General features: G+C 60.2%; 23 protein-coding genes. 15 read left to right on the forward strand and 8 right to left on the reverse strand.

Translation table 11 applies throughout. From position 1 onward, the window contains the following. Positions 1-42: 42 nt before the first annotated feature. Positions 43-1,458 carry an aldehyde dehydrogenase family protein gene (locus tag GDN47_RS10015; protein ID WP_152093199.1) on the reverse strand — a complete coding sequence of 472 codons (1,416 nt, stop codon included), beginning with the start codon at positions 1,456-1,458 and terminating at the stop codon, positions 43-45. Positions 1,459-1,552: 94 nt separating this feature from the next. On the opposite strand from GDN47_RS10015, the gene GDN47_RS10020 reads away from it, so the two are divergent. Both GDN47_RS10020 and GDN47_RS10025 read left to right on the forward strand, forming a co-directional pair. Further along, on the forward strand, positions 1,553-2,449 hold the full coding sequence (locus GDN47_RS10020; RefSeq protein ID WP_152093200.1) for a LysR family transcriptional regulator: 897 nt from the start codon (positions 1,553-1,555) through the stop codon (positions 2,447-2,449). A gap of 121 nt (positions 2,450-2,570) precedes the next feature. Then, complete coding sequence (locus GDN47_RS10025; protein ID WP_113329659.1) at positions 2,571-3,188, forward strand: O-methyltransferase; 618 nt, start codon at positions 2,571-2,573, stop codon at positions 3,186-3,188. 49 nt (positions 3,189-3,237) lie between these two features. On the opposite strand, the gene GDN47_RS10030 is transcribed toward GDN47_RS10025, so the two are convergent. Together GDN47_RS10030 and GDN47_RS10035 are read right to left on the reverse strand one after the other, a co-directional pair. Then, the gene (locus tag GDN47_RS10030) at positions 3,238-3,996 is read right to left on the reverse strand and encodes an alpha/beta fold hydrolase (protein WP_113350586.1); all 759 of its coding nucleotides are present in this window, start codon (positions 3,994-3,996) and stop codon (positions 3,238-3,240) included. A gap of 51 nt (positions 3,997-4,047) precedes the next feature. Further along, positions 4,048-5,820, reverse strand: a complete 1,773-nt coding sequence (locus GDN47_RS10035; protein ID WP_152093201.1) for a cytochrome c biogenesis protein DipZ — start codon at positions 5,818-5,820, stop codon at positions 4,048-4,050. Between the two features lie 360 nt (positions 5,821-6,180). On the opposite strand from GDN47_RS10035, the gene GDN47_RS10040 reads away from it, so the two are divergent. From GDN47_RS10040 to GDN47_RS10075, 8 genes are all read left to right on the forward strand, one after another. Beyond that, a complete protein-coding gene (locus GDN47_RS10040; protein ID WP_113329662.1) occupies positions 6,181-7,233 on the forward strand; it encodes an alpha/beta fold hydrolase in 1,053 nt (350 codons plus the stop codon). Between the two features lie 110 nt (positions 7,234-7,343). Next, the gene (locus GDN47_RS10045; protein ID WP_113329663.1) at positions 7,344-8,084 is read left to right on the forward strand and encodes a response regulator; all 741 of its coding nucleotides are present in this window, start codon (positions 7,344-7,346) and stop codon (positions 8,082-8,084) included. Next, entirely contained in the window at positions 8,081-9,403 is a 1,323-nt protein-coding gene (locus tag GDN47_RS10050; protein WP_152093202.1) for an ATP-binding protein, read from the forward strand. Before GDN47_RS10045 ends, GDN47_RS10050 begins: the two co-directional genes overlap by 4 nt. Positions 9,404-9,861: 458 nt before the next feature. Next, positions 9,862-10,278, forward strand: a complete 417-nt coding sequence (locus GDN47_RS10055; protein WP_113329666.1) for an organic hydroperoxide resistance protein — start codon at positions 9,862-9,864, stop codon at positions 10,276-10,278. 314 nt (positions 10,279-10,592) lie between these two features. After that, on the forward strand, positions 10,593-11,324 hold the full coding sequence (minC, locus tag GDN47_RS10060; RefSeq protein WP_152093203.1) for a septum site-determining protein MinC: 732 nt from the start codon (positions 10,593-10,595) through the stop codon (positions 11,322-11,324). Positions 11,325-11,353: 29 nt separating this feature from the next. Next, the gene (minD, locus tag GDN47_RS10065; RefSeq protein WP_095437032.1) at positions 11,354-12,169 is read left to right on the forward strand and encodes a septum site-determining protein MinD; all 816 of its coding nucleotides are present in this window, start codon (positions 11,354-11,356) and stop codon (positions 12,167-12,169) included. After that, entirely contained in the window at positions 12,166-12,426 is a 261-nt protein-coding gene (gene minE / locus GDN47_RS10070; RefSeq protein ID WP_075856156.1) for a cell division topological specificity factor MinE, read from the forward strand. The genes minD and minE overlap by 4 nt, the downstream gene beginning before the upstream one ends. Positions 12,427-12,733: 307 nt before the next feature. Further along, positions 12,734-13,513, forward strand: a complete 780-nt coding sequence (locus GDN47_RS10075) for a polysaccharide deacetylase family protein (RefSeq protein ID WP_152093204.1) — start codon at positions 12,734-12,736, stop codon at positions 13,511-13,513. Positions 13,514-13,638: 125 nt separating this feature from the next. Here GDN47_RS10075 and GDN47_RS10080 read toward each other — a convergent pair whose 3' ends face one another. Next, positions 13,639-14,010, reverse strand: coding sequence for a winged helix-turn-helix transcriptional regulator (locus GDN47_RS10080; protein WP_069610365.1), 372 nt, complete (start codon positions 14,008-14,010; stop codon positions 13,639-13,641). 148 nt (positions 14,011-14,158) lie between these two features. On the opposite strand from GDN47_RS10080, the gene GDN47_RS10085 reads away from it, so the two are divergent. Next, a complete protein-coding gene (locus tag GDN47_RS10085; protein WP_233789839.1) occupies positions 14,159-15,043 on the forward strand; it encodes an alpha/beta fold hydrolase in 885 nt (294 codons plus the stop codon). A gap of 146 nt (positions 15,044-15,189) precedes the next feature. Here the strand turns inward: GDN47_RS10085 and GDN47_RS10090 are convergent, their stop codons facing one another. Continuing rightward, a complete protein-coding gene (locus tag GDN47_RS10090) occupies positions 15,190-15,798 on the reverse strand; it encodes a TetR/AcrR family transcriptional regulator (RefSeq protein ID WP_152093205.1) in 609 nt (202 codons plus the stop codon). 112 nt (positions 15,799-15,910) lie between these two features. Between GDN47_RS10090 and GDN47_RS10095 the strand changes: the two genes are divergently transcribed. The 3 genes from GDN47_RS10095 (at position 15,911) to GDN47_RS10105 (ending at position 20,405) form a co-directional block, all read left to right on the forward strand. Further along, positions 15,911-16,600 carry a PspA/IM30 family protein gene (locus tag GDN47_RS10095; RefSeq protein ID WP_152093206.1) on the forward strand — a complete coding sequence of 230 codons (690 nt, stop codon included), beginning with the start codon at positions 15,911-15,913 and terminating at the stop codon, positions 16,598-16,600. A 37-nt stretch (positions 16,601-16,637) separates the two neighbouring features. Next, positions 16,638-16,919: a YiaA/YiaB family inner membrane protein gene (locus tag GDN47_RS10100; protein WP_069610368.1), complete on the forward strand. Its 282-nt coding sequence runs from the start codon at positions 16,638-16,640 to the stop codon at positions 16,917-16,919. Between the two features lie 90 nt (positions 16,920-17,009). Next, positions 17,010-20,405 carry an acyl-[ACP]--phospholipid O-acyltransferase gene (locus GDN47_RS10105; protein ID WP_152093207.1) on the forward strand — a complete coding sequence of 1,132 codons (3,396 nt, stop codon included), beginning with the start codon at positions 17,010-17,012 and terminating at the stop codon, positions 20,403-20,405. Positions 20,406-20,496: 91 nt separating this feature from the next. On the opposite strand, the gene GDN47_RS10110 is transcribed toward GDN47_RS10105, so the two are convergent. The 3 genes from GDN47_RS10110 to GDN47_RS10120 are packed head-to-tail and all read right to left on the reverse strand — an operon-like array spanning position 20,497 to position 23,740. After that, complete coding sequence (locus GDN47_RS10110) at positions 20,497-21,510, reverse strand: sensor histidine kinase (protein WP_152093208.1); 1,014 nt, start codon at positions 21,508-21,510, stop codon at positions 20,497-20,499. Next, positions 21,510-22,214, reverse strand: coding sequence for a response regulator (locus GDN47_RS10115; RefSeq protein ID WP_152093209.1), 705 nt, complete (start codon positions 22,212-22,214; stop codon positions 21,510-21,512). Before GDN47_RS10115 ends, GDN47_RS10110 begins: the two co-directional genes overlap by 1 nt. Before the next feature lie 17 nt (positions 22,215-22,231). After that, positions 22,232-23,740 carry a DUF4153 domain-containing protein gene (locus GDN47_RS10120; protein ID WP_152093210.1) on the reverse strand — a complete coding sequence of 503 codons (1,509 nt, stop codon included), beginning with the start codon at positions 23,738-23,740 and terminating at the stop codon, positions 22,232-22,234. A 694-nt stretch (positions 23,741-24,434) separates the two neighbouring features. On the opposite strand from GDN47_RS10120, the gene GDN47_RS10125 reads away from it, so the two are divergent. Continuing rightward, complete coding sequence (locus tag GDN47_RS10125) at positions 24,435-26,243, forward strand: diguanylate cyclase (RefSeq protein WP_152093211.1); 1,809 nt, start codon at positions 24,435-24,437, stop codon at positions 26,241-26,243. Positions 26,244-26,263 lie beyond the last annotated feature (20 nt).

Raw genomic sequence — 26,263 nt, forward strand, 5'->3', positions numbered from 1 at the left:
GGAAGGCTGTTAAGCTCTTCCGGGGCTCCGGGCTTCCTCACATCAGCTGAGCACCGCGCGCGGTTCGAGAAATGATTCCAGGCCGAAGGCGCCGAATTCTCGGCCTATGCCCGATTGCTTGAAGCCGCCGAAGGGTGCAGTCGGTTCATGCGGCGCGCCATTGATGACGACGCGGCCCGCTTCGATGCGATCCGCCATCCGCTTTGCCCTGTCGACATCGGCGGAGAAGATGTAGGCCTGCAAGCCATAGACGGTGTCATTGGCGATCTCGAGTGCATGCGTGTCATCGCGATAAGGGATGACACAGAGTACCGGTCCGAAAATCTCTTCGCGAGCGATCCTCATGTCGTTATTGACGCGGGAGAAGATGGTTGGACGAACGAACCAGCCGCGATCGACCCCTTCCGGCCGCCCTTCACCACCCGCGAGCAGCCACGCGCCTTCTTCCTGGCCGAGACGGATATAGGACTGCACGCGATCCCATTGTTTCCGGCTGACCATGGGGCCGATCCTGACGGCGGGATCGCTTGCATCGCCCACCTTGAGTGTCGCAACCGCTTGAGCAAGACGATCGTGGATTTCCGCCAGCCGGCCTTCGGGCGCGAGAATGCGTGTGCCGGCGATGCACGCCTGGCCGCTATTGGCAAATCCGGCTGCCAAGACCTGCGGGATGACAAGATCGAGATCGGCATCGTCGAGAATGATGTTTGGGCTCTTGCCGCCAAGCTCAAGCGTCACGCGCTTAAAGGTCGCCGACGCCGCCTGAAGGATCGCCCGTCCCGTCACCGTCGAGCCGGTGAAGCTGATCTTTGCGATATCGTGGTGGCTGCTGAGAGCGGCGCCTACCACATGGCCGTAGCCGTTGACGATGTTGAAAATCCCATTCGGCAGGCCGGCTGCATGCAGGCACTCGGTGAGGAGCTGCGTCTGGATCGCACTCATCTCGGAGGGCTTGATGACCATGGTCGCGCCTGCCGCGATGGCTGTGGCCAGCTTGTTGCAGATGAAGCCATAATTGCTGTTCCAGGGCGTGATCGCGGCTGCAACGCCGGCCGGGCGCATCTCTATTTCCGCATGGCCGATACGGCGGCGAAATTCATAGGTTTCGAGTGTCTTGGCCATGTTGAGGAATGCCGTGGCGGCATGTGGCACCGAAAAACCGATGAAGGATGCCGGCGCGCCATATTCCTCGCGCATGGCGTCGGTGAGGTCTGAGGCTCTGGCCGCAACCGCGTCGTGCAGGCTGTGCAGCATGGCGACGCGCTCGGCCTTCGAGCTTTGCGACTGGCTCGCAAATGCTGCCTTGGCGGCGCTGACAGCGTTGTCAACATCCTGCTCGTCGCCAAGGCATACGGTGCCGATCCGCTCTTCCGTGGCCGGGTTGAAAAGAGGTGCTTCCTCTTTGCCATGGGGCCGAACGAAGCTGCCATTAATGTAAATCGTGTCTATCGTGCGCATGAGCGTCTCCTTCATCTTCACGACAGAGGTAAGACGCGCTATCTGTTCGCTGTAGTGGGACAAAGTAGTACAGGCTGATAAGGGAAATCGCGCAATGAAGGCCAGTCTGACGGAGCTTGAAGCGATCGCTGCGGTTGCCCGCCATGGCGGTTTTCGCGCGGCCGCCCGCGAACTCGGCATGTCCTCCTCGGCGCTCAGCCATGCGGTTGCCGCGCTGGAAGAACGCCTGTCCGTGCGGATCTTCAACAGGACGACGCGCAGCGTCACGCTATCGGATGCCGGCGAGCGCTTCGTGGCGGAAGTGGCGCCGGCGCTCGTGGCAATCGACAGGGCGATCGAAAATGCAGGCCTGTCTTCCGGTACGATATCAGGCACGCTTCGTCTCAATATGGCGCCCGGCGCAGCGCGCATACTACTGACGCCGCTTATTCTCGAATATGGCCGGCGCTATCCCGATGTCGAAATCGAGATCGTCACCGATAACGCCTTGGTCGATGTCATCGGCAAGGGCTTTGACGCCGGCATCCGGATTGCCGAGGCAGTTCCGACCGATATGGTCGCAATCCCGATTATTCCGACGCTGCGCTCGCTGGTCGTCGGCTCACCTGCCTATTTCAGCAACAGGCCATACCCGCTTGTTCCGGGCGATCTCCTGCGACATCGCTGCATCCGTGCTCGCATGGCGAGCGGCAAGCTTTATCGCTGGGAGTTCGAGCGGCACGGCCAGTCCATCCTTGTCGATGCACCGGGAAGCCTCACCCTCGATGCTTCCGACCTGATGTTAAACGCTGCGCTCGAGGGGGCGGGGCTGGCCTATATCAGCGAAGCCTCCGTTGCTGGGCACATAGCGGCGGGCAATCTGATCGCGGTGCTGGAGGATTGGAGCCCACCCTATCCGGGGCTCAGCCTGTATTTCGCCCAGCGCCGCCAGATGCCGGCCCGATTGCGGGCCTTGATTGATCTGATCCGCGAGCACAATGCGTCCCGCTGAACGTCGGTGAAAGATTAAGTTTCAGACATGAATCTCCATAGCGCTTGAGTGGCGCCATATCGAGATGTAGCCATATCGCCTGAGATATCGTCGAGATGATTGCTTGGAAGGTGAGCGTGTCATGGACCAGAAGATCGAAGCCGTTCTCGAAGCCTATCATGAGCTAATTCGCGAAGAGCACAGCAAGCCGAGGGAAATGCCGCCGGGCGGGCGTGACGGTGGTCAGGATCGTCGGTTGAGGGCGGTCGGACCGGAGACGGGTCGCTTCATCAACATTCTGGCGAAGAGCCTGAAGGCGCCCACCATTCTGGAGCTTGGCACATCCTTCGGCTATTCAGGTATCTGGCTTGCCGAGGCCGCGCGCGCCAGCGGCGGCAAGCTTATTTCCATGGAGTTGCACGCCTACAAGACCGAGTTTGCCAGAGAGATGGCTGAAAAGGCGGGGTTATCGGCGCATATCGATTTCCAGATCGGCGATGCGGTGGAGATGATCAAGGCGCTGTCGTCCGGCGTCGATTTCGTGCTCGTTGACCTGTGGAAGGATCTCTACATCCCATGTCTTGAGGCCTTCTATCCGAAGCTCAATGCCGGCGCCATCATTGTGGCCGACAATATGTTCATGCCCGGGAATGAGGATGTGAAACGCTATGGCGAAGCCGTTCGCGCCAAACCTGGCATTACCTCTGTTCTGTTGCCCGTCGGTTCCGGGATCGAAGTTAGCCGCTACGATCCTGTATAAGGACTGGAGGCAGGCGGCGGTTCATTCCTGAGCCGCCGCCTGCTTGAGTTTACTTGCCGGCGTCCTTGGCTGCCTTTTCGATGACGGCGGCGACCTTTTCCGGCTGCGAGGCGAAGACGGCATGGCTCGCCTTGATTTCGGTCACGTTGCTGCCGGCGCGCTTTGCCATGTCGCGCTCAAGCTCGGGGTTGATGGAGCGGTCGTTGGTTGCGACGACCGCCCAGCTCTTCTTCGCCCTCCAGGCGGGATCGCCGACTTTGGCGGTGAAGGCGGCCTTCGACGCGAAAACCTGTGACTTCGCCAGAAAATTGGCTTCATCCTTCGGCAGGTCGGCGGCAAAGTCAGCAGCGAAAGTCGCCGGATCGAGATAAAGATACTGGCCGTCCTTGGTTTCGCGGATGTTCATGCTACCTGCCGGCTTCGAGCTCGCAAGGCTGATCAGGCTCTCGCCCTTGTCGGGCTGGAACGCCGCGACATAGACGAGACCGGCAACATCAGGGCGATTGCCCGCTTCGGTGATGACCATGCCGCCATAGCTGTGGCCGACGAGCAGGCTCGGCCCGCTCTGAAGGTCGAGCACGCGATTGGTGGCGGCGACATCGTCAGCGAGCGAGGTGATCGGTTCCTGCACGACGGTGACGTTGAAGCCGTCCTTTTCAAGGATTGCGGCGGTCTTGCGCCATCCCGAACCGTCGGCAAGGGCGCCGTGGACGATGACGATATTCTTGATCTCGGCTGCCTGCGCAGCAAAGGCAAAGGTGCTTGCGGCAAGGCCGAGAGCGATGATGGAGAGAAAACGGGTCTTCATGGGTATAACTCCTGTCAGTTGAGCTTCATGCTTGGGGGGTGAAGGGGAATTTCAGCCGAAAGTGAAGGCGTAGGCCTGCACCCCGGGATCGAGGAAACGGATCTCGAAGTTGCGGGCGGTGACGTCGCCGGACTGGCGGACGAGCTGATAGAGCCTGGTGGCCGTCACGGTGCCGTTGCCGTCGGCGTCGATATCGGAGCCATGGTCCATACCCGGCGCCTTTCCGTCCACGGTCACCTGGAAACGGATCGGCTTTCCATCTGCAGAAGGGCCAAGGACGAGGTGCAGGTCGCGGGCGCTGAAGCGGTAACTGATGCCGCCGTCTGCCTTGTTGAGCGTCGCCTGCTCGGACCCGACTGTCCAGGTGCCCGTCAGACCCCATTGATTGAGGCCGGGATTGGCAATGGAATAGTCGGCTGCGGTATCGGCCTTTAGCCCTTCGGGGGACACGAATCCTGTGGTCTGGCTGTAGCCGACATAGGTTTCGCCGGAGCGGATGTGGCCGAGGTCGGGGCTTGCTTCCGCACCCTGCGCGTCCGGAACGACCGGGCCGCTTTGAGCCATGTCGCTGCCGGCTTCGCGCAGGAGGTCCTGGATCGCCTGTTCGGTCTGGCGATAATTGCCTTCGCCGAAATGCTGGTAGCGGATTTGCCCCTTGGCATCGATCAAGTAATGTGCCGGCCAGTAATTGTTCTCAAAGGCGCGCCAGATGCGGTAGTCGTTGTCGATTGCAACGGGGTAGCTGATCTTGAAGTCGGCGACCGCCTTCTTGACGTTGTCGACATTCTTCTCGAAGGCGAATTCCGGAGCATGGACGCCGATGACGACGAGGCCCTGATCCTTATACTTTTCCGCCCAGGCACGGACATAGGGGATGGTGCGGATGCAGTTGATGCAGGAATAGGTCCAGAAATCGACGAGGACGACCTTGCCGCGAAGCTCGGCCGTCGTCAGCGGCTGCGAGTTCAGCCAGGTGACCGCGCCATCGAGCGACGGAGCGGGGCCTTCGACGGGCAGATCGCTGTGGAACGGTCGCACCGCGTCTGTCGCAACCTTGATGGCGCTGTTGCTGGCAACCTCGGTTTCCGGGGCTGAGGTCTTGGGGTGCAGCTTCTCCAGCAAGGTCTGCTCGAAGGAACCGGTGCTGGCGTAGGAGAGGCGGGCGAGCAGACCGGTATCAAGGCCAAGGGCGATCGCAGCAACGCCGGCGAGAACGGCAGCACCGGCAAACTGGCGGATGCGCTCGCTGATACCGAGGGACTGCTTCATGCGGGCAAAGATCTTGCCGCCGGCAAAGAGAGCAACGGCAAGCGAGGTCGCGGCACCGGCACCATAGGCAAGCAGCAGGAAGGTCGTCTGCAGATTGGCGCCCTTCAAAGCAGCACCCGTCAGGACCAGTCCGAGGATCGGGCCGGCGCAAGGTGCCCAAAGCAGGCCGGTTGCGATGCCAAGCACGAATGAGCTTCTGACGCTCGCTGTTGCCCGATTGGCCCCGGCGGCGTTCAGCAGGTTGTTGCCGAGATCGACTGCCGGTCGGGAGAGGGCGCTGGCGATGCGCGGTGAAATCAAGCTCAGGCCAAAGAGGCCGAGCAGAACGATCGCCGCGAGGCGGCCATATTCATTGGCGCGGATCGCCCAGGCACCGCCGACAGCAGCCAGCGTCGCGACGACAGCAAAGGTGAGCGCCATGCCCGCAAGCATGGGAAGCGTGCTGCGGACGAAGGGTTGTCCTGCACGGGCAAAGACGAAGGGGAGGATGGGCAGGATGCACGGACTGAGAATCGTCAGCGCTCCTCCGAGATAAGCTATGATAAGAAGCGTCATCGTTCTTGTTCCTTTAGAAGCGATTGAGCGGCTGCGAACGGCCAGGTGCCGTGTGCAGCAGTGACGCTATCTGCCGGTGGCGACGTATCTCGAATGTGTCTGATTGGACGGCATAATGTACCGAAACGTCGACGTCTCGGGCTGCGATACATTGCGATACAAATTGATTGTCGCGAGCCGATTTGGACAGGGGTCTCGGCGCCTATCGAATGTTTGCGGGTCAGGCGTAGTGGATTGTATCACACTGTATCTGTGCCGCCTGAAGCTACAAAGGCATTCAAAATGCCACTGGCTGCGACACATCGGCGATACATGTGGCTGGCTTTCTTATGCTCACGATCCAATCGACAGGAGATAGAGATGTCCGAGGAAATCAACCACACCCGCCGCCGCTTTTTCGGCATGGCCGCCATCGCCGTCGCCGCCGCCGAATTCGGCCTGCCTGCCATTGCCGGCGCACAAGAAACAAAGGCTTCCGCATCGACCCTGCCGGCGATCAAGGCCGGCACTCACACGTCCTTCGGCGCGCTGAAGCAGATCAATGCCGGCGTGCTCAATGTCGGTTATGCGGAAGCCGGCCCGGCCGATGGCCCGGTCGTCCTGCTGCTGCACGGCTGGCCCTATGACATCTACAGCTTCGTCGATGTCGCGCCGCTCTTGGCCGGTGCCGGCTACCGGGTCATCATCCCCTATCTTCGCGGCTACGGGACCACCCGCTTCCTTTCGCAGGACACGCCGCGCAATGGCCAGCAGACCGCACTTGCCGCTGATATGATCGACCTTCTCGATGCGTTGAAGATCGATAAGGTCGTCGTTGCCGGCTACGACTGGGGTGGCCGCACCGCTGACATCATGGCCGCACTCTGGCCGGAGCGCTGCAAGGCGCTGGTCTCCGTAAGCGGCTATCTCATCGGCAGCCAGGAGGTGAACCGCAAGCCGCTGCCGCCGAAGGCCGAGCTTGCCTGGTGGTACCAGTTCTATTTCGCCACTGAGCGCGGGCGACTTGGTTACCAGGAAAATCGGCACGATTTCGCAAAGCTGATCTGGCACACCGCCTCGCCGCAATGGGCTTTTGACGATGCCACTTTCGATCGCTCGGCCGCAGCATTCGACAACCCCGACCATGTCGATATCGTCATCCATAACTACCGCTGGCGCCTCGGTCTGGTCGAAGGCGAAGCGAAGTTCGATGCCTATGAAAAGAAGCTCGCCGCCGGCCCGGTGATTTCAATCCCGACCATCACCATGGAAGGTGACGCCAACGGCGCGCCGCATCCGGAGCCTGCGGCCTATCGCGGCAAGTTCTCGGGCAAGTACGAGCATCGCACCATCACTGGCGGCATTGGCCACAATCTGCCGCAGGAAGCGCCGCAGGCTTTCGCCCAGGCTGTAATAGATGTTGATCGTTTCTAGTTCAGCGGTAGCGTGCGGGAGGGTGCCGGCGTAAGCTGGCGCCTCCTGTCGTTGGTGCTATGAGGGAATGTTCGTAGCTCGATGCTTACGATGATGAGTGGGAAATCGAAATGGATCATATCGACCATATCCTGATCGTGGATGACGATCGGGAAATCCGCGAACTGGTGTCGAGCTATCTGAAAAAGAACGGTCTGCGGGCGACAACGGCCGCCGATGGCCGGCAGATGCGCAGTTTTCTTGAGGCCAATTCGGTCGATCTGATCGTGCTCGACGTGATGATGCCTGGTGATGACGGCCTGGTGCTGTGTCGCGAGCTTCGCGCCGGAAAGCACAAGGCGACGCCCATTCTTATGCTGACGGCGCGCAGCGACGAGATGGACCGGATCCTCGGCCTGGAAATGGGCGCAGACGATTATCTGGCAAAGCCGTTTGCCGCCCGCGAGCTGCTTGCCCGCATCAAGGCGGTTCTTCGGCGCACCCGCATGCTGCCGCCCAACCTGCAGATCAGCGAAGCCGGTCAATTGTTGGTCTTCGGAGACTGGCGGCTGGATACGGTCGGCCGTCATCTGCTCGATAAGGACGGCACGGAGATCACGCTTAGCGGTGCGGAATACCGCCTGCTGCGCGTCTTTATCGATCATCCGCAGCGGGTGCTCAATCGCGACCAGCTTCTGAACCTCACCCAGGGCCGCGACGCCGATCTCTTCGATCGGTCCATAGACCTCCTCGTCAGCCGTCTTCGCCAGCGGTTGGGGGATGACGCCCGGGAGCCGATGTATATCAAGACGGTGCGCAGCGAAGGCTATGTCTTCTCCGTGCCGGTGGAAATTGCGGAGCTTCGCCCATGACGGTGATCGACCTTCCGGGTCACCGGCCATGGTGGCCGAGTACCCTGCGTGCTCGCATTTCGCTGATCCTGCTGGCTGGCCTCGCAATTGCTTACGGCCTGTCTTTCAGCGTGCTTTATATCGAGCGCTATATGTCGGCAAAGGCGGTCATGCTCGGCACGCTGGAGAACGACGTTGCGACCTCGATCGCGGTTCTTGATCGCCTGCCGGCCGATGAGAGGGCGAATTTCGTCGATTGGCTCAGCCGCGGCAATTACAATTTCGAGCTGGGGACGGGCCTGCCTGGTGTGCCCGATACCTCTGCGCATGGCGCGGAGATCGCCGCCAAGATAGAAGAGGCGGTTGGCCATCGCTTTCCCATTCGCATGGAATCGATACCAGGGCCGATCTCGCGGTTGCAGGCACATCTCAATTTGAGCGATGGCAGTCCGCTGACGATCGATGTTACGCCCAAGGGCGTCATGCCGATCGCGGCCTGGCTGCCCTATGTCTTCGTTGTACAGATGCTGCTGATCGTGCTTTGTACCTGGTTTGCCGTCCGCCAAGCGACACGTCCGCTCGCCGAGCTTGCTGCTGCGGCCGATGCGCTCGATCCGAACAACAAGAGCCCGGCCTTGAGCGATCGGGGGCCGAGCGAAGTCGCGCATGCCGCCAGGGCCTTCAACGCCATGCGGGATCGAATAGCGCATTATCTCGAAGAGCGCGTGCAGATCCTTGCGGCGATATCGCACGATCTGCAGACGCCGATCACCCGCATGCGCCTGCGCGCCGATATCGCCGACGATTCGCCCGAGAAGACCAAGCTGCTGCAGGATCTCGGCGAGATCGAGCGTCTGGTGCAGGACGGGATCGCCTATGCACGCAGCGCCCATGGTAATGGCGAGAAGAGCGCACGCATCGATCTTGCCTCCTTCATCGAAAGCATCAGCTACGATTATCAGGACACCGGAAAATCCGTCGAGATTTTTGGCCTGATCCAGGGCACGGCGACGACGAAGCCGCATGCGCTACGCCGCATCCTCACCAACTTCATCGATAATGCCCTGAAATTTGCCGGTGCGGCGGAAATCGCCGTGGAGCGGCGGGATACGGGCCAGATTGCGATCACTGTTCTGGATCGCGGTCCCGGTATTCCGCAGGACCAGATAGAAGCGGCGATGCAGCCATTCTTCCGGCTGGAGCAGTCACGCAACCGTAATACCGGCGGCACCGGGCTCGGGTTGGCGATTGCCCAGCAGCTAGCCCAGACGCTCGGCGGCTCCGTCAGACTCTATAACCGCGAAGGCGGCGGCCTGGCCGCCGAAGTCGTCATTTCCTGATCGCGCGGAAAGGATTTAGATAAACTGGTCGTCTGTTCGTCCGGATAGCGGTTAAATCCAACCAAAGAGCCACGCTAGTAGTAGGAGCATAATAGCTAGCGCCAACCAAGACAGGAGTCGTTCTCTGGATCGTCGTTTGGCATCCTCTTTGGAAACAACTTTATATGCCTCCATCCGAATCTTCTCTGCGTCCCCGTCCAGATCGCGTGTCTCGAAATGTTGTCTGGTTTCGTTATACCCCAAGCGTGTCTCTGACTTCGCTGTTCCCGTTATCTGGTCCATTTATTATTTTCAGGATCTTTGTAAGCAATTGTATCCGGCCTGTTGGCGCCTACGTTTTGTAACACTTCCGGCGATTTCGGAAACATGCCGGATACGTCGATCCATCAAAAACAACTCCGTCAACTGACGTTGCCCTCACAGCATAGCAGACAGGCAGCGCAACAAAGGAGTGTTCCATGACCAAGATCGACAAGGTTCTCTACACCGGCAAGACCCACACCATCGGTGGCCGCGACGGCTTCGCGCGCAGCGATGACAACCAGCTGGATGTCAAGCTTTCGCCTCCCGGCAGCGCCCATGCCGGCACCAATCCCGAGCAGCTCTTTGCCGCCGGCTGGTCGGCGTGCTTCATCGGAGCCATGGGCCTGGCCGCTGGCAAGCGCAAGATCAAGCTTCCTGCCGATCTCGCCGTCGATGCCGAAGTGGATCTGGGTACCACGGATGGTGCTTACTTCCTGCAGGCGCGCCTGACCATCAGCATGCCCGGCATCGAGCCAGAGCTTGCCCGTACGCTGGTCGAGGAAGCTCACCAGACCTGCCCCTATTCGAAGGCGACTCGCGGCAACATCAATGTCGAGCTGAAGCTCGCCTGAGAATCGCTCAAGCGTCGATATTGCGCGTCGTTCCGGAAGGTGCGGCGCGCCGAATCGTTAATTTTTCTGCATTGACTATCAAGCAGGCCGGCGCCTGCTTTTCCCTCTGGAGGATCTCATGCGACCAATCATTCTTCTCCTTGCAGGAGCTGCGATTTTTGCCGCTCCCTGCGTCTACGACCCCAGCTCCAACGAGCCTTCGGCGCTTGCGAGCCTCGCCGTTTTGTGGGGCGGTTCGGGCCCCAATCGAGCCCCGAATTAACCATTTGTTAACCATATCAACGGTACACAGGATCAACGATTTATTCACATAGATGACCAAAGTGCTAACAGACGCTCGTTCGATCCGTATCAAGGGCCGCTCTTTTCTTGCGGTCATGCTTTCGCCGGATCTTCCGCTGGATCAGTGGTTGACCAGGCTTGACGACCTCGCAGCCCGTTCGGCCGGCTTCTTTCTGGGGCGGCCGGTCGTGCTCGACATCACCGACCTGCCGATCGACAAGGCGCAGCTCAAGGAGCTGATTGCCGAGCTTTCGGCCCGCAATGTCAGCATCATGGGCATCGAGGGCGGTCGCCCGTCGATATCGGGGCCTGGTATGCCGCCGATCCTGAAGGGTGGGCGTCCGGCTGCCGATTTCGAAGTCTCCGAGGCCGAACCGGTCGTGGAGCGCCGCAATAGCGAGCCCAAGGCGCCGCCGCCGGAAGTTCGTGCGGTTACGCAGTCGCTGATCATCCGCGAGCCGGTACGATCCGGCCAATCGGTGATCTTTCCCGAAGGCGATGTCACTGTCATCGGTTCGGTGGCATCGGGCGCGGAAGTCATTGCGGGTGGATCGGTCCATATTTACGGCGCCCTGCGCGGCCGCGCCATGGCGGGCTCGATCGGCAATGCCTCGGCGCGAATCTTCTGCCGCAAGCTCGAGGCCGAGCTGCTGGCGATCGATGGCATCTACAAGATGGCGGAAGACGTATCACCCGGCCTCAAGGGGCAAGCCGTCCAGCTCTGGCTGGATGGTGAAACGATCATGGCCGAAAAACTAATCTGAGCCGAAGCCGGCCAAAACAGGAGAGCAAGATGGGCAAGGTAATCGTCGTCACATCAGGCAAGGGCGGAGTTGGAAAGACGACTTCGACGGCCGCATTGGGGGCGGCTCTGGCACAGAGAAACGAAAAGGTCGTCGTCGTCGATTTCGACGTCGGCCTGCGCAACCTCGACCTGGTCATGGGCGCGGAACGCCGCGTTGTATACGACCTTGTCAACGTCATCCACGGCGATGCCAAGCTGCCGCAGGCGCTGATCCGCGACAAGCGGTTGGAGACGCTCTTCCTCCTGCCGGCTTCGCAGACCCGCGACAAAGATAATCTGACGCCCGAGGGTGTCGAGCGCGTCATCAACGAGCTCAAGAATTATTTCGATTGGGTCATCTGCGATAGCCCGGCCGGTATCGAGCGCGGCGCCACGCTTGCCATGCGCCATGCCGACGTCGCCGTCGTCGTCACCAACCCGGAAGTCTCCTCGGTGCGCGATTCCGACCGGATCATCGGCCTGCTGGACTCCAAGACGCTGAAGGCGGAGCGCGGCGAGCGCATGGAAAAGCACCTGCTGCTGACCCGCTTCGATGCTGGCCGCGCCGAACGCGGCGACATGCTGAAGGTCGACGACGTGCTGGAGATCCTCTCCATCCCGTTGCTCGGCATCATCCCGGAAAGCACTGATGTCCTGCGCGCGTCCAACCTCGGCTCGCCGGTGACGCTTGCCGATGCGCGCTGCGCGCCGTCGCTTGCCTATTTCGACGCCGCACGCCGTCTTGCCGGCGAGCAGGTGCCGATCACTATCCCCGGCGAGAAGCGGGGTATCTTCGGCAAGATCTTCGCAAGGAGGGCCGCATGAGCATTTTCGGACTGTTCCGCAAGCAGAGATCTGCACCTATGGCGCGTGAGCGCCTGCAGATTCTCCTTGCCCACGAGCGTGCCTCGGTGGGCTCGGATCTCGTATCCGTGCTGAGGGAGGAAATCCTCGCCGTCATCGCCAAGCATGTGCAGGTCGATCGCGACAAGGTGCAAGTGAAGATGGATCGCGACAAGGATGTCTCAATGCTGGAGATCGATGTCGAGATCCCGCGCGACGCGGCCTTGCAGGCCGCCTGACGAAAGATCAGCGCTTGTAAAATGTGCGAATTCTGTCACATGGAATTCTCGTGTGACAGAATTGCTAAAATTTTCGCACCCGCCTCTTGCAAAGGGTGCGATTCGCGATTATTTGCAGCCCATCACCTGTATCGATGGCCTGCCGCGCTGACATTTCTGTGTCGAGCCGGTGTTCGCTGTCCGGGTCAATAAGCAAGGGCGCTCCCCAGAAATGGGTAGAGCGCCCTTTGCTTTTGTCGCATTCCTGATGCTTTTCTTGTTCCATGCGATATGCCAGTTTGCAGCGATGAGGCGGGAGGCGGCTGGCTTGAGCGGGTTGAATTATCGATGGAATACGATCTTCAGATGGCTGCTCACCGGCCTCTTGGTTGCGGCCTGCGCCGTCTCTGCTCGCGCGGCCGATAAGACGATCTTTCTGACTTTCGATGACGGCCCTTTGCCTGGAACGAAGAACATTCTTTCCGTGCTAAGTCAGGAAAATGTCCCCGCCGCCATGTTCATGGTCGGCCAGCATGTCGAAACCATTCCAGCCGGGCGCGACCTCCTGGCAGAGGCCAAGGCGATGCCGCTGGTGACCGTCGGCAATCACAGCTACAGCCACGCCAATAATCGCTATAGACGATACTATTCCAACACCCAGGCCGTGGTTGCCGACATGCTGCACGCCAATGAGGTGCTGGGTCTGACGCCGATCGTCAATGCGCGACTGCCGGGCAGGGATGTCTTCCGGCTTCCGACCGTATCGCGGGAGGATCTATCCATCAACGTCGCCCAATGGGAGCGCGAGTGGCTGGACTACGAACTTGTCGCCGAAGCGGGGTTCTATCTCTTCGGCTGGGATTTCGAATGGGTGCATAGCGACGACGGCAAGCCGGTCCAATCGGTGGACCATCTCGTCAACGAGATCGACCACCTTTTCCAATATGGCCGTTTCACGCAGCGTGGAAAGATGATCCTGCTCATGCATGACGAGATGTTTCAGGACCAGTTCAATGGTCGCGAAAACCTGCAGTCGCTGATCCGCAAGCTTAGGGATCGCGGCTACGCTTTCGGCGACATCAGGAATTATGCGCCCTCGAGACCTTGAACACTTCTGTGTCTTCAGGTTCGGGTCTGTGATCTCTCGGACATAGCGCGAAATCACCGCGCATGTTTGCGCGGCAGGGCGAAGGCTCGGGACAGAAGCGATCGTCGTTTTCGAATATGCTCGCCTTATGTATTCGCGCGGGCGTCATAGTTTTCCTGCGCCTCTTCGATGTGCCGCAGATGGTTGATCGCCCATTCGTAGACCGCGCCGAACGGCACTTGAAGCGTCCGGCCAAGATCGGTGATCGAATATTCCACCGCGACCGGTGAGGTTGCCAGCACTCTGCGCGAAATCAGCCCGTTTCTTTCAAGCCGTCGCAGTGCCTGGGTCAGCGCCTTGTGAGTAATTCCTTCCAACCTGCGCATGAACTCATTGAAGCGGGTGGGCTTTTCCTCAAGCACGGTCAGTATCATGACGGACCATTTGTTCGCGACCTGATCGAAGAACGAGCGCGCCGCACAGTCCGCGAAGAAGACGTTGTCCACCTTTCCGGGCATCTGGATATCCTCCGGTATATCTACGCACTTTAAGGTGCGTAATTGATCGTAGATTGACAATGTATATCTACGAGTCACCGAGCAATCAACGCCGGGCCGCCGAGCGGGAAGCTGGCGGACATGCCAGAGATTTCAAAGGAGACTATCAGTGGCAGAGAGCAATTTCGACCTATCGCGGCGCGGTCTGATGACCATCCTTGGAATGACGGTTGCGGCTGCTGCTGCAGGCCCCGGTTCTGCCCTTGCCGCGCCGCCGCGCACCGCCAAGCTTTTCTATACGGTCTCCGGAAAGGGCCGGAACGTAATGCTGCTGCATGGCTGGACGTGTGATTCCCATGACTGGAGTTGGCAATTGCCCGCCCTTGAAAGCCGCTATCGGGTCGTTGCCGTCGATCTGCGCGGCCATGGCTGGTCCGAGATCATGCCATCAGGCAGCTACATGCCTGGCGACTATGTTCGTGACATCGAAGCTCTGATCGAAAGGAAATTCGAGGGTGAGAGATTTATATTGATAGGACATTCCATGGGTGGGCAGGTCGCCGCGCGCCTTGCGGCAAAGCGGCCGGATCTTGTCGATGCGGTTGTATCAGTCGATGGTTCTCTCGGCTTTGCGGACAGCCTTGGGCCGATCTTCAAGAAAACCGTCGACGGCCTCCAGACGCAGAGTCCCGGCGTGGTCGGTCCGGCCCTGTTCGAAAGCGTCTACGACCCTTCAACCGATCCGGCAATCAAGCGCTGGCATGCAAGACGACTTCAGGGAATGCCGGAGCATCCCGTTCGAGAATCCTTCGGACCGCTATTCTTCGGATCTGATCAGGTCGGCCTTGGCAGCAATAGCGAAACCTTCTGCAAGACGATCACAGTCCCTTTCTATCATCTCTGCCGTGACGAGAGCCAGGCGGCGCGGATGCGCAGATGGTTCTCGAACGAGAAGTCCAAGGTCGACGTCTGGAAGAACGCCGGGCACTGGATCATGCAGGACCGCAAGGACGATGTGAACTCGGCGATCGTGTCTTGGGTGGAGTTGCTATGAGCGACGGGGGGCTGAGTGCTCCCTTAATGAACTTCCAAGCTGATACAAGGAGTTGACGAGGATATCGAGGCAGTCAGGAAACCGTTCGTTGAAGCGGCGGTCTGAACGGCACCATACGACGGAGCGCGTTTCCCTTACAACGGATGTTAGCCTTGCCTCGCCGCAGCTCCTGCTGCGACCGTCCGGATGAAATCGTCGAGCTCCTGTTCCAGGCTTTCGATCGGCAAGCCGACGAAACGCCCTTCGAGGCTGATGCTGACGACGCCATGCACGGCGCCGAAGAGCGTTCTCGCCCGGATTGCACGTGCCGTTTCCGACATGTTCGGCTGCAACTCCGCGAGCGGCTCGGCAATGACGCCCATCAGGAACATATGCTCTTCCAGATGCCATTCGGGGCTCGGGCGGTCATCCGGCGGGCGGTGATCGAAAAGCGCCTTCCACAGATTGCGATGGGTGACCGCAAAGCGCAGATAGCCGCGCGCGAGATTGCGCAGCCGGTCCGTCGGTGTGTGATCCTTGACTTCGGCCAGTGCCAGCGATGCTTCCAGCGCCTTCAGGGTTGCCGAATTGACGTGAATGACCAGATCGTCAAGGTCAGCAAAGACAGTGTAAAGACCTCCGAGAGCACAGCCGACATCCTGTGTGACGTCGCGCGCCCTCAGGTTGGAAATCCCATTGGCTGCAATGCGATTGCGTGCTGCCTCGATCAACCTGAGCTTCAGGTCCTCGCGCTTTTCCAGAGTTTTTCTCGCCATTGATAATTCCAATCTGATTTTTTTGAACATCGTTCAAAATTTTTCTTGAACGATGTTCATGATTCTGGCATACATCGTTTCGTGAACATCGTTCATAAACGGGAGACGACAAATGTTCAATTCAATTCTGACGCTCATTCGCGGTCGGGCCTACGATGCCGAACAGGCATTCATCGATCGCAACGCGGTGCCGCTGCTGGCCCAGCAGATCCGCGAGGCGGCCAGCGCGATTCAGTCGGCGCGGCGGGCCGTGGCGATTGCCATCGCGCAGAATGAGCAAGAAAAGAACCGGCACGCAGCGATCATCGGCCGCATTGCGGACTTGGAAACACGCGCCGTCGCCGCCCTGCAGAAGGGAAGCGAAGAACTCGCGCGGGAAGCGGCCGAGGCGATCGCCCAGCTCGAAGCCGAGCGCGACGCATCCGAGAAGGCACAGGCGCAATTCACTCAGACGATCGGCAAACTCAAGGCAACCGTTCGCACATCGGAAGCGCGGCTGCAGGAATTGCAGCGGGGCGAACGCCTGGCGCGCGCCACCGAGCAGACACAGAAGCTCAATGCCGCCTGCGACGACAATTCCGGCCTGGCCACACTCGATGACGCCGAGGAGACGCTTGCCCGTCTTCAGGCCTATCAGAGCCGCTGCGAGATCGCAGCCTCGGCCATGAAGGAGATGGATGCCGCGAGCCGGCAGGCACATATCATCGAAAAACTCGCCAATGCCGGCTGCGGCGCACCGCTCGATCCTTCGGCCGACGACGTGCTTACCCGCCTGCGTGAGCGCATGAATTCAGCAGCCTGAAACCGAACACAACGAACACATTTGAGAGGATACGATCATGAATGACAGCTTTCAGAAACATTCCCAGGCTTGGGTCAGCTTTTCCTACATCTCTTTTGCCGCTGCCGCATTTATGCTCCTCATCGGCCTTTACATGATGCCGATCGATCTCTGGGGTAAAGGCTATCTCGCTATGGGCATCCTGATGCTGGTGCAGACGGCGGTCAACGTCACCAAGACAATCCGAGACAATAGCGAGGCTGACAAACTGATCCGGAAGGTGGAGGATGCCCGTACGGAAAAGCTTCTGGTTAAGTTCAATCGTGACGGTCAGGACTAGTTTTTATTAACGGTGCCATAGGGTTGTATCCGCGCTCAATCTTTGCGTAACAACTCTATGGCGTCCTGTTGGCCGAATGAGGGATACGCCATGCAAACGCACCTGATGAGATCGAGGAAGTTCGCGCCGCTGTTCTGGACGCAATTTCTGACCGCCTTCAATGATAATTTCTTAAAGCAGACCCTGGTTTTCGTCATTCTCGCGCAGATGGCGACCGAGGGTGCGGCGCTGGTCACACTTGCCGGCGGCATCTTCATCGTGCCGTTCCTGCTCCTGTCGGCGATCGCCGGCGAGCTTGCCGACAAATACGACAAGGCCAAGATGGCAGAGCTTCTGAAGCGCTGCGAGCTCGGTGTCGCGGCGATCTCCGTTGTCGGCATCGCCTTCTCCTCCATCTGGATCCTGATGCTTGCCCTCTTCGGCTTCGGCGTCATTTCCTCGCTCTTTGGGCCGATCAAATACGGCATCCTGCCGGATCATCTGCAAAGCCGGGATCTTCCAAAGGCGAATGCCTGGATCGAGGGCGGTACTTTCATTGCCATCTTGACCGGCACGATGGTTGCGGCGGTCGCCTTCCGCGAGGGCGAAAATGTCTGGATCTTCGGGCCGATGATGATGGGGCTTTCCATCCTCTGCTGGTTCGCCGCCCGTCTGATTCCTGCGACCGGTTCCAAGGCACCTGATCTCATCGTCGACACCAATGTCGTGCGCTCGAGCTACCGGCTGGTCAACGAGCTTCGCGCTGACAGCCGCATTTGGCGCGCTTCGCTCATGAACTGCTGGTTCTGGTTCGTCGGCGCCTTCATCATGTCGATGCTGCCGGTCATGGTCACCGATATTCTCGGCGGCTCGGAAATCGTCGTTCCCGCCTATCTGGCGATCTTCGCCATATCGGTTGCCATCGGCTCAGCCATTGCCGGATGGATGGCGGCCGGCCGCATCGTGCTCTTGCCGGCGCCGATCGGCATGCTCATCGTCGCGCTCTTTGGCCTCGATCTCGGCTGGAACCTCTGGGGTCTGCAGTCGACCTCTCATGCCGAAACCATTCTCGCCTTCTTCGAGGGACCAAAGACCATCCGCGTTGCCATCGACCTCGCCGGCATGGCGATTGGCGGTGCCTTCCTGGCGGTTCCAACCTTCTCGGCCATGCAGAGCTGGGCGCATGAGGATCGCCGCGCCCGCGTCATCGGCGCCTCGAATGTGCTTTCCGCTCTCTTCATTGCCGTGGGTTTGGCGCTTGTGGCGGTGCTTCAGGCCGTAGGCCTGTCGATCCCGATGATCATTCTTAGCATCTCCGTGCTCAACGCGGCGATCGCCTGGCTCATGCTGAAAATGCTGCCAACCAATGCCTTCCGTGATCTCATCTCCATCATCTTCCGCGCCTTCATGCGGCTAGAGGTCGAGGGCCTTGAGAACATCCGCAAGGCCGGCCCCGCACCGATCATCGCGCTCAACCATGTAAGCCTGCTCGACGGTGCTCTCGCGCTCGCCATCACCGAGGAAGAGCCCGTCTTCGCCATCGACTATGCCTTCGCGAGGAAATGGTGGGTGCGGCCGCTTTTGAAGATGTGCAAGTTCCTGCCGCTCGACCCTACCAAGCCGATGGCGACGCGCTCGCTGATCAAGGTCATCCAGGACGGCAGCCCTGTCGGCATCTTCCCCGAGGGACGCCTGACCGTCACCGGCACGCTGATGAAGGTCTATGACGGTGCCGCCATGGTGGCCGACAAGACCGGCGCCATGATCGTGCCCGTTCGCATCGATGGTTTGGAAAAGAGCTATGCCTCCTATCTGACCTCGAGCCATGTTCGCCGTCGCCTCTTCCCCAAGGTCAAGGTGACGATCCTAGAGCCGGTCAAGCTCGACGTATCCGCAGAACTCAAGGGCAGGAAGCGCCGTGTCGCCGCAGGTGCCGCTCTCTACCAGATCATGTCGACGCTGATGTTCCGCACCGCCGACACCAATAATACCGTCCTTGGACGCGTCATCGACAGCGCCCATGAATATGGCGGCAAGAAACTCGCTGTCGAAGACCCGATCGCCGGCAAGCTCTCCTATGCCAAGCTGCTGACAGGGGCTGCGGTATTGGGTGCGAAGTTCAGGAAGATGTTCCCGAACGAGAAGACGCTCGGCGTGATGCTGCCGAATGCCAATGGCACCGCCGCGACCGTGCTCGGCGTTATGTCGGCGGGCAAGGTTCCGGCCATGCTGAACTTCACGGCTGGTGCGGCCAACATCCTATCCGCCTGCCGGACCGCGGAGGTCAAGCATGTGCTCTGCTCTCGCGCCTTCATCACACAGGCCAAACTCGGCCCGGTGGTCGAGGAGCTCGAAAAGCAGGTGGCCTTCGTCTGGTTGGATCATCTGCGCACTGAGGTCACTTTCCTCAACAAAATCGTCGGCCTCATGCGCAAGTATCGGCCACTGGTCAAACGCAGCGCGGATGATCCGGCGGTCATCCTCTTCACCTCCGGTTCGGAAGGGGCGCCGAAGGGCGTGGTGCTGACGCACCGTAACATCCTCTCGAACGCCGCCCAGGCCGCTTCGCGCATCGACTTCCACCCTGGCGACAAGGTATTCAACGTCCTGCCGATGTTCCACTCCTTCGGCCTGACGGCAGGCACGATCCTGCCACTGGTCTCGGGCGTGCCGGTGTTCTTCTATCCGTCGCCACTGCACTACCGCATCGTGCCGGAGCTGATCTATGTGTCGAACGCCACGATCGTCTTCGGCACGGATACGTTCCTGAACGGCTATGCCCGCACAGCTCATCCTTACGATTTGCGGTCGATCCGCTACATCTTCTCGGGTGCCGAGCCTGTGAAGGCATCGACCCGCGAGGTCTACATAGAGAAGTTTGGCCTGCGCATCTTGGAAGGTTATGGCGTCACCGAAGCCGCGCCGGTCATATCGCTGAATACCCCGATGTATAACCGCACCGGAACGGTCGGCAAGATCATGCCGGGGATAGAATGGAAGCTCGAGCCGGTACCCGGCATCGACGAGGGCGGCCGCCTTCTGATTCGCGGCGCCAACGTCATGGCCGGCTACCTGCGCGCCGACAATCCCGGCGTCCTCGAGCCGCTGCCTGAGGGTTGGCACGATACCGGCGACATCGTTACGATCGATGAGGACGGCTTCGTCAAGATCCGCGGCCGCGCCAAGCGCTTCGCCAAGATCGGCGGCGAAATGATCTCGCTTGCCGCGGTGGAAACGCTTGCCGCACAGCTCTGGCCGGGTGCTCTCAGCGTCGTCTCGGCGGTGCCCGACGTCAAGAAGGGCGAGCGTCTCGTGCTCCTGACCGATGCGCCGGGTGCGACGCGAAGCGATTTCCTAGCATTCGCCAAATCGAAGGGGGCCACGGAAATGATGGTCCCCGCCGAAGTGACCGTCGGCAAGGTGCCGGTTCTCGGCTCCGGCAAGGTCGATTTCGTGACGGCGCGTGCCATGGCTTTGGAAGCTCAAGCGCAGTCACAGGCGGCGTAAGCTCCGGATCCTGAAGCAGCGGAGCGGTCGATGGTTTCTGCCATCGGCCGCTTTTTGCTGCCAGTTCATGGCGGAGTGCATCACTTTCGTTTCAGGCGGCAATTGGCAGGATGATCTGAAACGTCGTGCCATCCTTGCCGCTATCCAACAACTCGACGCTACCGCCATGCGAGGCGAGCATCGCTCTCACGATGCCGAGGCCCATGCCCGTGCCGCCATCGTCCCGCCGCGTCGAGAAGAAGGGCTCGAAGACGCGATCCCGATTGCCATCGGCAATGCCACGACCATTATCGCGCACCTGGATCGTCATTCTCCGCCCTTCGTCGCTTGCCTTGATTGTAAGGCTTGTGGCGCCGTTCTGAGAGGCATTTTCCGCCAGATTGGCGAAGACAATACCGGCGGCCTCGACTGGCAGCGGCAGCATCTTGACGACGCTGCCTTCGTCGCTAATGGCCAATTGGCGAAATTGCATCTTTAGCTCGGTTATAACGTCGCGAAGGCTGCTTGAACCTTGCTCGGACGGGAGCTCGGCTTTCGCCAGCTCTCGCAGGCGGGACAATAGCCTGTCCAGCCGCTCGGTGTCGGCAATGATATTTCCGAGAAAGCGGTTGCGCTGCTCCGGGCTCATCGGATTGCTGTCGTCATCGTCGCGCAGCAGTTCCGCCGCTCCCTTGATCGAGGTGAGGGGCGATTTCAGTTCGTGCGAAACATGGGTGGCAAAGGAGCGCACATAATCGGAATGATCGACCAGCTTGCCGGCGAGATCGAGAAAGCTCTGCGAAAGGGTTGCGACCTCGCGCGTGCCGTAGATGTCGAGCGGCCGGATTGCGGATCGTCCGCCGCGGGCGATCTCTTCGGTGCGGGCGATCAGGGCATTGATCGGCGTAGTCAGCGTGCGCGTGAGCACATAGGCGACGATGAGGGTGAGGATCAGAACGGCAGCGAGGGTGGCGATCTCCGCCGGTGCCATGGCTCCCGAGGCGGCGCGTACGGCGCGAAACCAGATGACAGTCAGCAGCGGCAGCATCATCACGGTCAGAAGCACGGCATAGACGATGAGGGCAAGCGGCGGCCGCCACTTCGGCTTTACCCTTGGCGCGTGCATCAGACGCTTCCTTCCGTTGGTGATGTCAGCTTGAAGCCGATGCCGTGCACCGTGGCGATGATGCCCTTGCCGCCGGCGGCCGAAAGCTTGGCGCGGAGATTGCGGATATGGCTGTCTATGGTGCGGTCTGCGACCTGCATGTCAGCGCCATAGGCCGCTTCCATCAGTTGATCGCGGCTGAAGACGATCTCGGGGCGCGACAGCAGCGTATCGAGGATCGAGAATTCAAGTGCGGTCAAGGTGAGCGGTACATCGGCGAAACTGGCGGTGCGGCCACCGCGATTGAGCCGCAGAGATCCCACGGATACGGAGCCATTGATTGCCTCCGGCTCAGAGCCATGGCCGGTTCGCTTCAGGATAGTCTTCACCCGGGCAACCAGTTCGCGCGGGCTGAAAGGTTTGGTGACATAATCGTCGCCGCCGATTTCCAGGCCGAGGATCCTGTCGATTTCTTCGTCGCGCGCCGACAGGAAGAGGATCGGAAGGTTCGATGTCTTGCGAATGCGGCGGCAGACTTCCAGCCCATCCATATCGGGCATGCCGACATCAAGGACGATGAGGTCGAGACCGCCTTTGTGAAAGGCCATCATGGCCTCAGTGCCATTGCGCGCGGTCGTCGTCTTCATGCCGGCGCGGTCGAGCGCGAAGCAGATCACGTCGCGAATATTCGGTTCGTCGTCGGCGACGAGGATGCGCTGGGCCATGCTGTAAGGATCCTGGTTCACCCATTCGTTTTCTTCGTTTCCGCCTGATCTTGCAAGAGTTGCGTCCGCTTGAGGTAGCCGTCGAGGCGGGCTCCACGATATGTCCAGCTTCGCCAATCGTGCGAGCGTCCGAGATGCTGCCATAGTAGTGTTTCGCGCACCCTGCGAGCATCCGCGTCGGCGGGCAGCGATGCCAGATAGGTGTCGAGCGCCGGAATGGCCGCTGGGCCGAGTGTCAAGAGATAATCAAGATCGAGCACGATGCCTTCACCCGATATCTCACGGCTATGGGCAACGTTGAAGCGGGCGATGAAGGCGGGAATATCCGTGAGCGCGGCGGCATAGAGCGTAAGAACCAGCATCGCGGCACTCAACGCGATCAGCCACTCGTTGGAGCGATCCAACAGGATGCGCAGAAGGATGAGGCAGAGACCGACCGCGACCAGCCCCATCCAGATGCCGGCCGCAACGCGCAGCTCCGTCAGCGAATAGACTTCGACATAGAGGTCGAGCCGCAGAATGGAGGAAAGGCAAAGCAGGATGTTCTGCGCGATCCAGAGATGCACCAGGCCGCGAAGCATGGGGCTTCTATCGCCTGGCCCGCCGCGCCGCATGGCAGCAAGCACGAAGATGGCAGCGAGGATTGCGGTGAGCATCAGCGGATAGGCGCCGCGATGGGCGTATTCGGCATGGCTCATGCCATCTGGCAGGTTGGCGCCACCCCAGAGATAGGTGAGATCGAGCAGCGTCTGCACGGCAAACAGCACATTGAAGACCAGCAGCGAACGCAGCAGGGCACCATGGCTGAATAGCGCATCTTCAGCTCCGGTTGCGATATCGGGAACATCCCGTCGGCGAAGGCGCCGCCGCATGAGGCGTGGGCGAAGCAGCAGGCGCAGAAAGGCTGCAACGGCAAGCCAGAAGCCGATCCGCCATATGCTCAACAGTTGGAGCAGGAAGGTAAGGTCGATGCTGCGCAGCGTCTTGTCGATCAGCGGATTGGCGGCTGCGAAGAGGGCAAGAAAGCCTGCGGCAAAAACCAGCGGCATGATCCAGTTGCGAAGATGATGCCGCGCGCCGTGCGGTGACGGTTTTTGCAGGTGCTGCAGCCAGCGATAGCTCGCGCGGCGAAAAGGCCGCGCCGGTACGTCTAGAAGGAAACGCAGCAGCACAAGCGGCAGGCGAGTCCATTGCGAGGGGATCAATCCGCCGATGCCGAGCGAGATCAAGCAAAGGCTGAGAAGGCTGATTGCGATGCCCATCCAGGAGGTGGCTTCGGCAAGCGGAATGGACCCGACGAGGCCGAGGGCGACAAGCGCCGCGATTTTTTGAGCGGATGGTCTTTTTCGGGAGGAGTTGAGCAGACCGGCGGCAACGGCATTGGTGAAGATAAAAAGATTGAGGCCGGGCTGTCTGTCGAAAAGGAGAAGGTCTGCCAGGGCGACAAGGGCAATGAATGTGAGGAGTTTGCGACGGGATTTATTTGTGGAGTTTAAGGGAAGGGTCGCTGCATCGGATAGGCTCATCGGTATCGGCTCCGTGCGAGATGTTCGGCGAAGGGTATGATCTCGGCCTCTTGAGCGGGCGGATCGGCTTGAGGATGACGATCGTCCCTGAGCCACCAGCCTTCTTTGAGAAGGCTGCGTGGCAAGCGGGCGGGCGGAGCGGTGACTGTCTCGGGCGTGTTGTTCATGGCGCGACGATGGCGCCCGTCTTTGCAGAATCTGTGCAGAAGCCCAGGAGCTATTCAGGAAAATGGGTTAGGTTGGAAAGTTCAAATCATCGCACTTGTCTGAGATTTGAACAACAATTGCCGTGCGCAAGGCCAATCTGGGCAGGATAAATTTTAGCATTACGTGAAAGATGTCTCAAAATGGGGCAGTCACTTGTGGAACTTAAGCATATATTTCCCAGCTTCCAGTCGGCCTATGGATTGCCGGTCTGAAAATCGATTTGTTGACGCGGCTGTCGTACTCACCCCTGACGACAGCCGGGAATCTCGGAAGCGGCCGCTCGGCCGCAACCGAGGTTCTCGTCAGAAGATCGCGACGCCCACAGCTCTCCGCGCCGCGCGATGCAGACGAGGGTTGGTGCCTGTGCGCCGGAAATAAGCTTTCCACGCTGCATATTCTCGCTTGATCCCGCAGCTGCTTTTCATAATAGAGGGCTCGGCACGGCGTGTACTTTAGGAGTGCCTGAAGAAGGCATAGAGGACGGCAGATGAGAATTACCACAATTACGAATTGGGCCTACGGTATCACCGTGGTCCTGACCGTGCTGTCGGCTGTGGCATTCATCCTCTCGGCCCGAAGTGCTGTGCAGGAGCGGCAGGCCGTGGAGCAGCATCTGCTGCTGAACAGCATGGGCGAGGAGCTTGCGCTCGGCGCGGAGGAAACGACGGACGAAGCTCGCCTCTATGTCGTGCGCGGCGAGGAGAGACATCTGAATGCCTTCACCGTCGACGAAGGTGAAGAGCGTCGTCGGGATGCGGCCATCAATGCTCTGCGCGGCCCCGGCATTCCGGATGCCGAGCGTCAGGTCATCGAGGAGGTGGCGGTCAATGCGCAGGCGCTTGATAAAGTGGAGGCGGCGGCGGTCGCCGCCTATACCGGCGGCGATCAGACCGGTGCGCGCGATACGCTGTTCGGCCCTGAACATGAGCGCATCCAGACGGCACTGCTCAACAGCGTCAATCAGTTTCGCGCCCTAGCGACGGCGCGCACCGAGGCGGCTTTCCGTTCCGCGCAGGCACGCAGCGATCTCTGGGCCAACATTGCCAAGGTGATGCTAGCCTTGACTGCGGTGATATTCCTCGGCGTGCTCTATTTCATCCTGCGGCGCCGGGTGGCGCTGCCGCTGGTGCGCATGACCGGGATCGTCAACCGGCTGGCAAGACAGGATTATGCCGTCGAGGTGCCGACCGACCGCCGCCGTGACGAGATCGGCGAAATGAACGATGCCATACAGATCTTCCGCGAGAACGGTCTGGAGCGAAACCGTCTCGACGCCGAGCGCAAGCGCGATCTGGAAACCAAGGATCTCATTCTGCAGATGATGCATCGCCTCCAGGCCTGCTACGCCCAGAAAGAACTTGCCGAAGTCGTTGCGCTCTTCGTGCCGCAGATCTTCCCCGGCGTCGCAGGGTGCCTCTACACGATGAATGAAAGCAGGACGGCGCTGAGCGAAGTCAGCCGGTGGCTGGAGCCTGAACATACCGAGCCTTTCTTTGCCGCTTCCGCCTGCTGGGGCCTGCGCCGTGGCCGTCCGCATGTCAGCCACGTGGCGGATACCGATATTCCCTGTCAGCATCTGGATCACTCCGGCGTGCCGGGTCTTTGCGTCCCCCTGACCGCGCTCGGCGAGGCGATCGGCCTGCTTTACTTCGAGGACCGCACGAAGGATGCGACGGCCGCCGATGCGCCGCGGCTCTATCTGGAGCTGATCGCCGAGAATATCGGCCTTGCGATCGCCAATCTGCAGCTGCGCGACCGGTTGATCAATCTCGCCGTGCGCGACGCGCTGACAGGCCTGCTCAACAGGCGCTCCCTGGACGAGGCGCTCAACAACCTTCACAGGGATCAATCCGCCCGCACGGTCATCTGCATGATGATCGACATCGATCACTTCAAGCGTTTCAACGACGAGTTCGGCCATGATGCCGGTGACGAGGTGCTGCGACATGTCGGGCAGATCGTTGCCGATACGGTTGGCGAGGCCGGTACAGTCTACCGCTTCGGCGGGGAGGAGTTGACGGTCATTGCCACGGATATGACCGACGAGGAAGGTTTTGCGCTTGCCGAGAAGCTGCGTACGAGTGTGTTCGGCACGCCTTTTTCTTATCGCGCGCGGATTGTTGGGCCGCTTTCCGTCTCCGTCGGCATCGCCTCTTCCCCGGTGTCGGGACCGACCACGACCCTGATCAACCGCGCGGACGGCGCTTTGCTGAAGGCAAAGCTGAACGGCCGCAATCGGACAGTGGCGGCGTTCGTCGTGGAGGCGGGCGGTGAATTGCGGGTGGAACGGAGCTGATTTCGACGGACGACAGCGGC

The sequence above is a fragment of the Martinezella dioscoreae genome (assembly GCF_009176305.1).
Lineage (GTDB): Bacteria > Pseudomonadota > Alphaproteobacteria > Rhizobiales > Rhizobiaceae > Rhizobium > Rhizobium dioscoreae.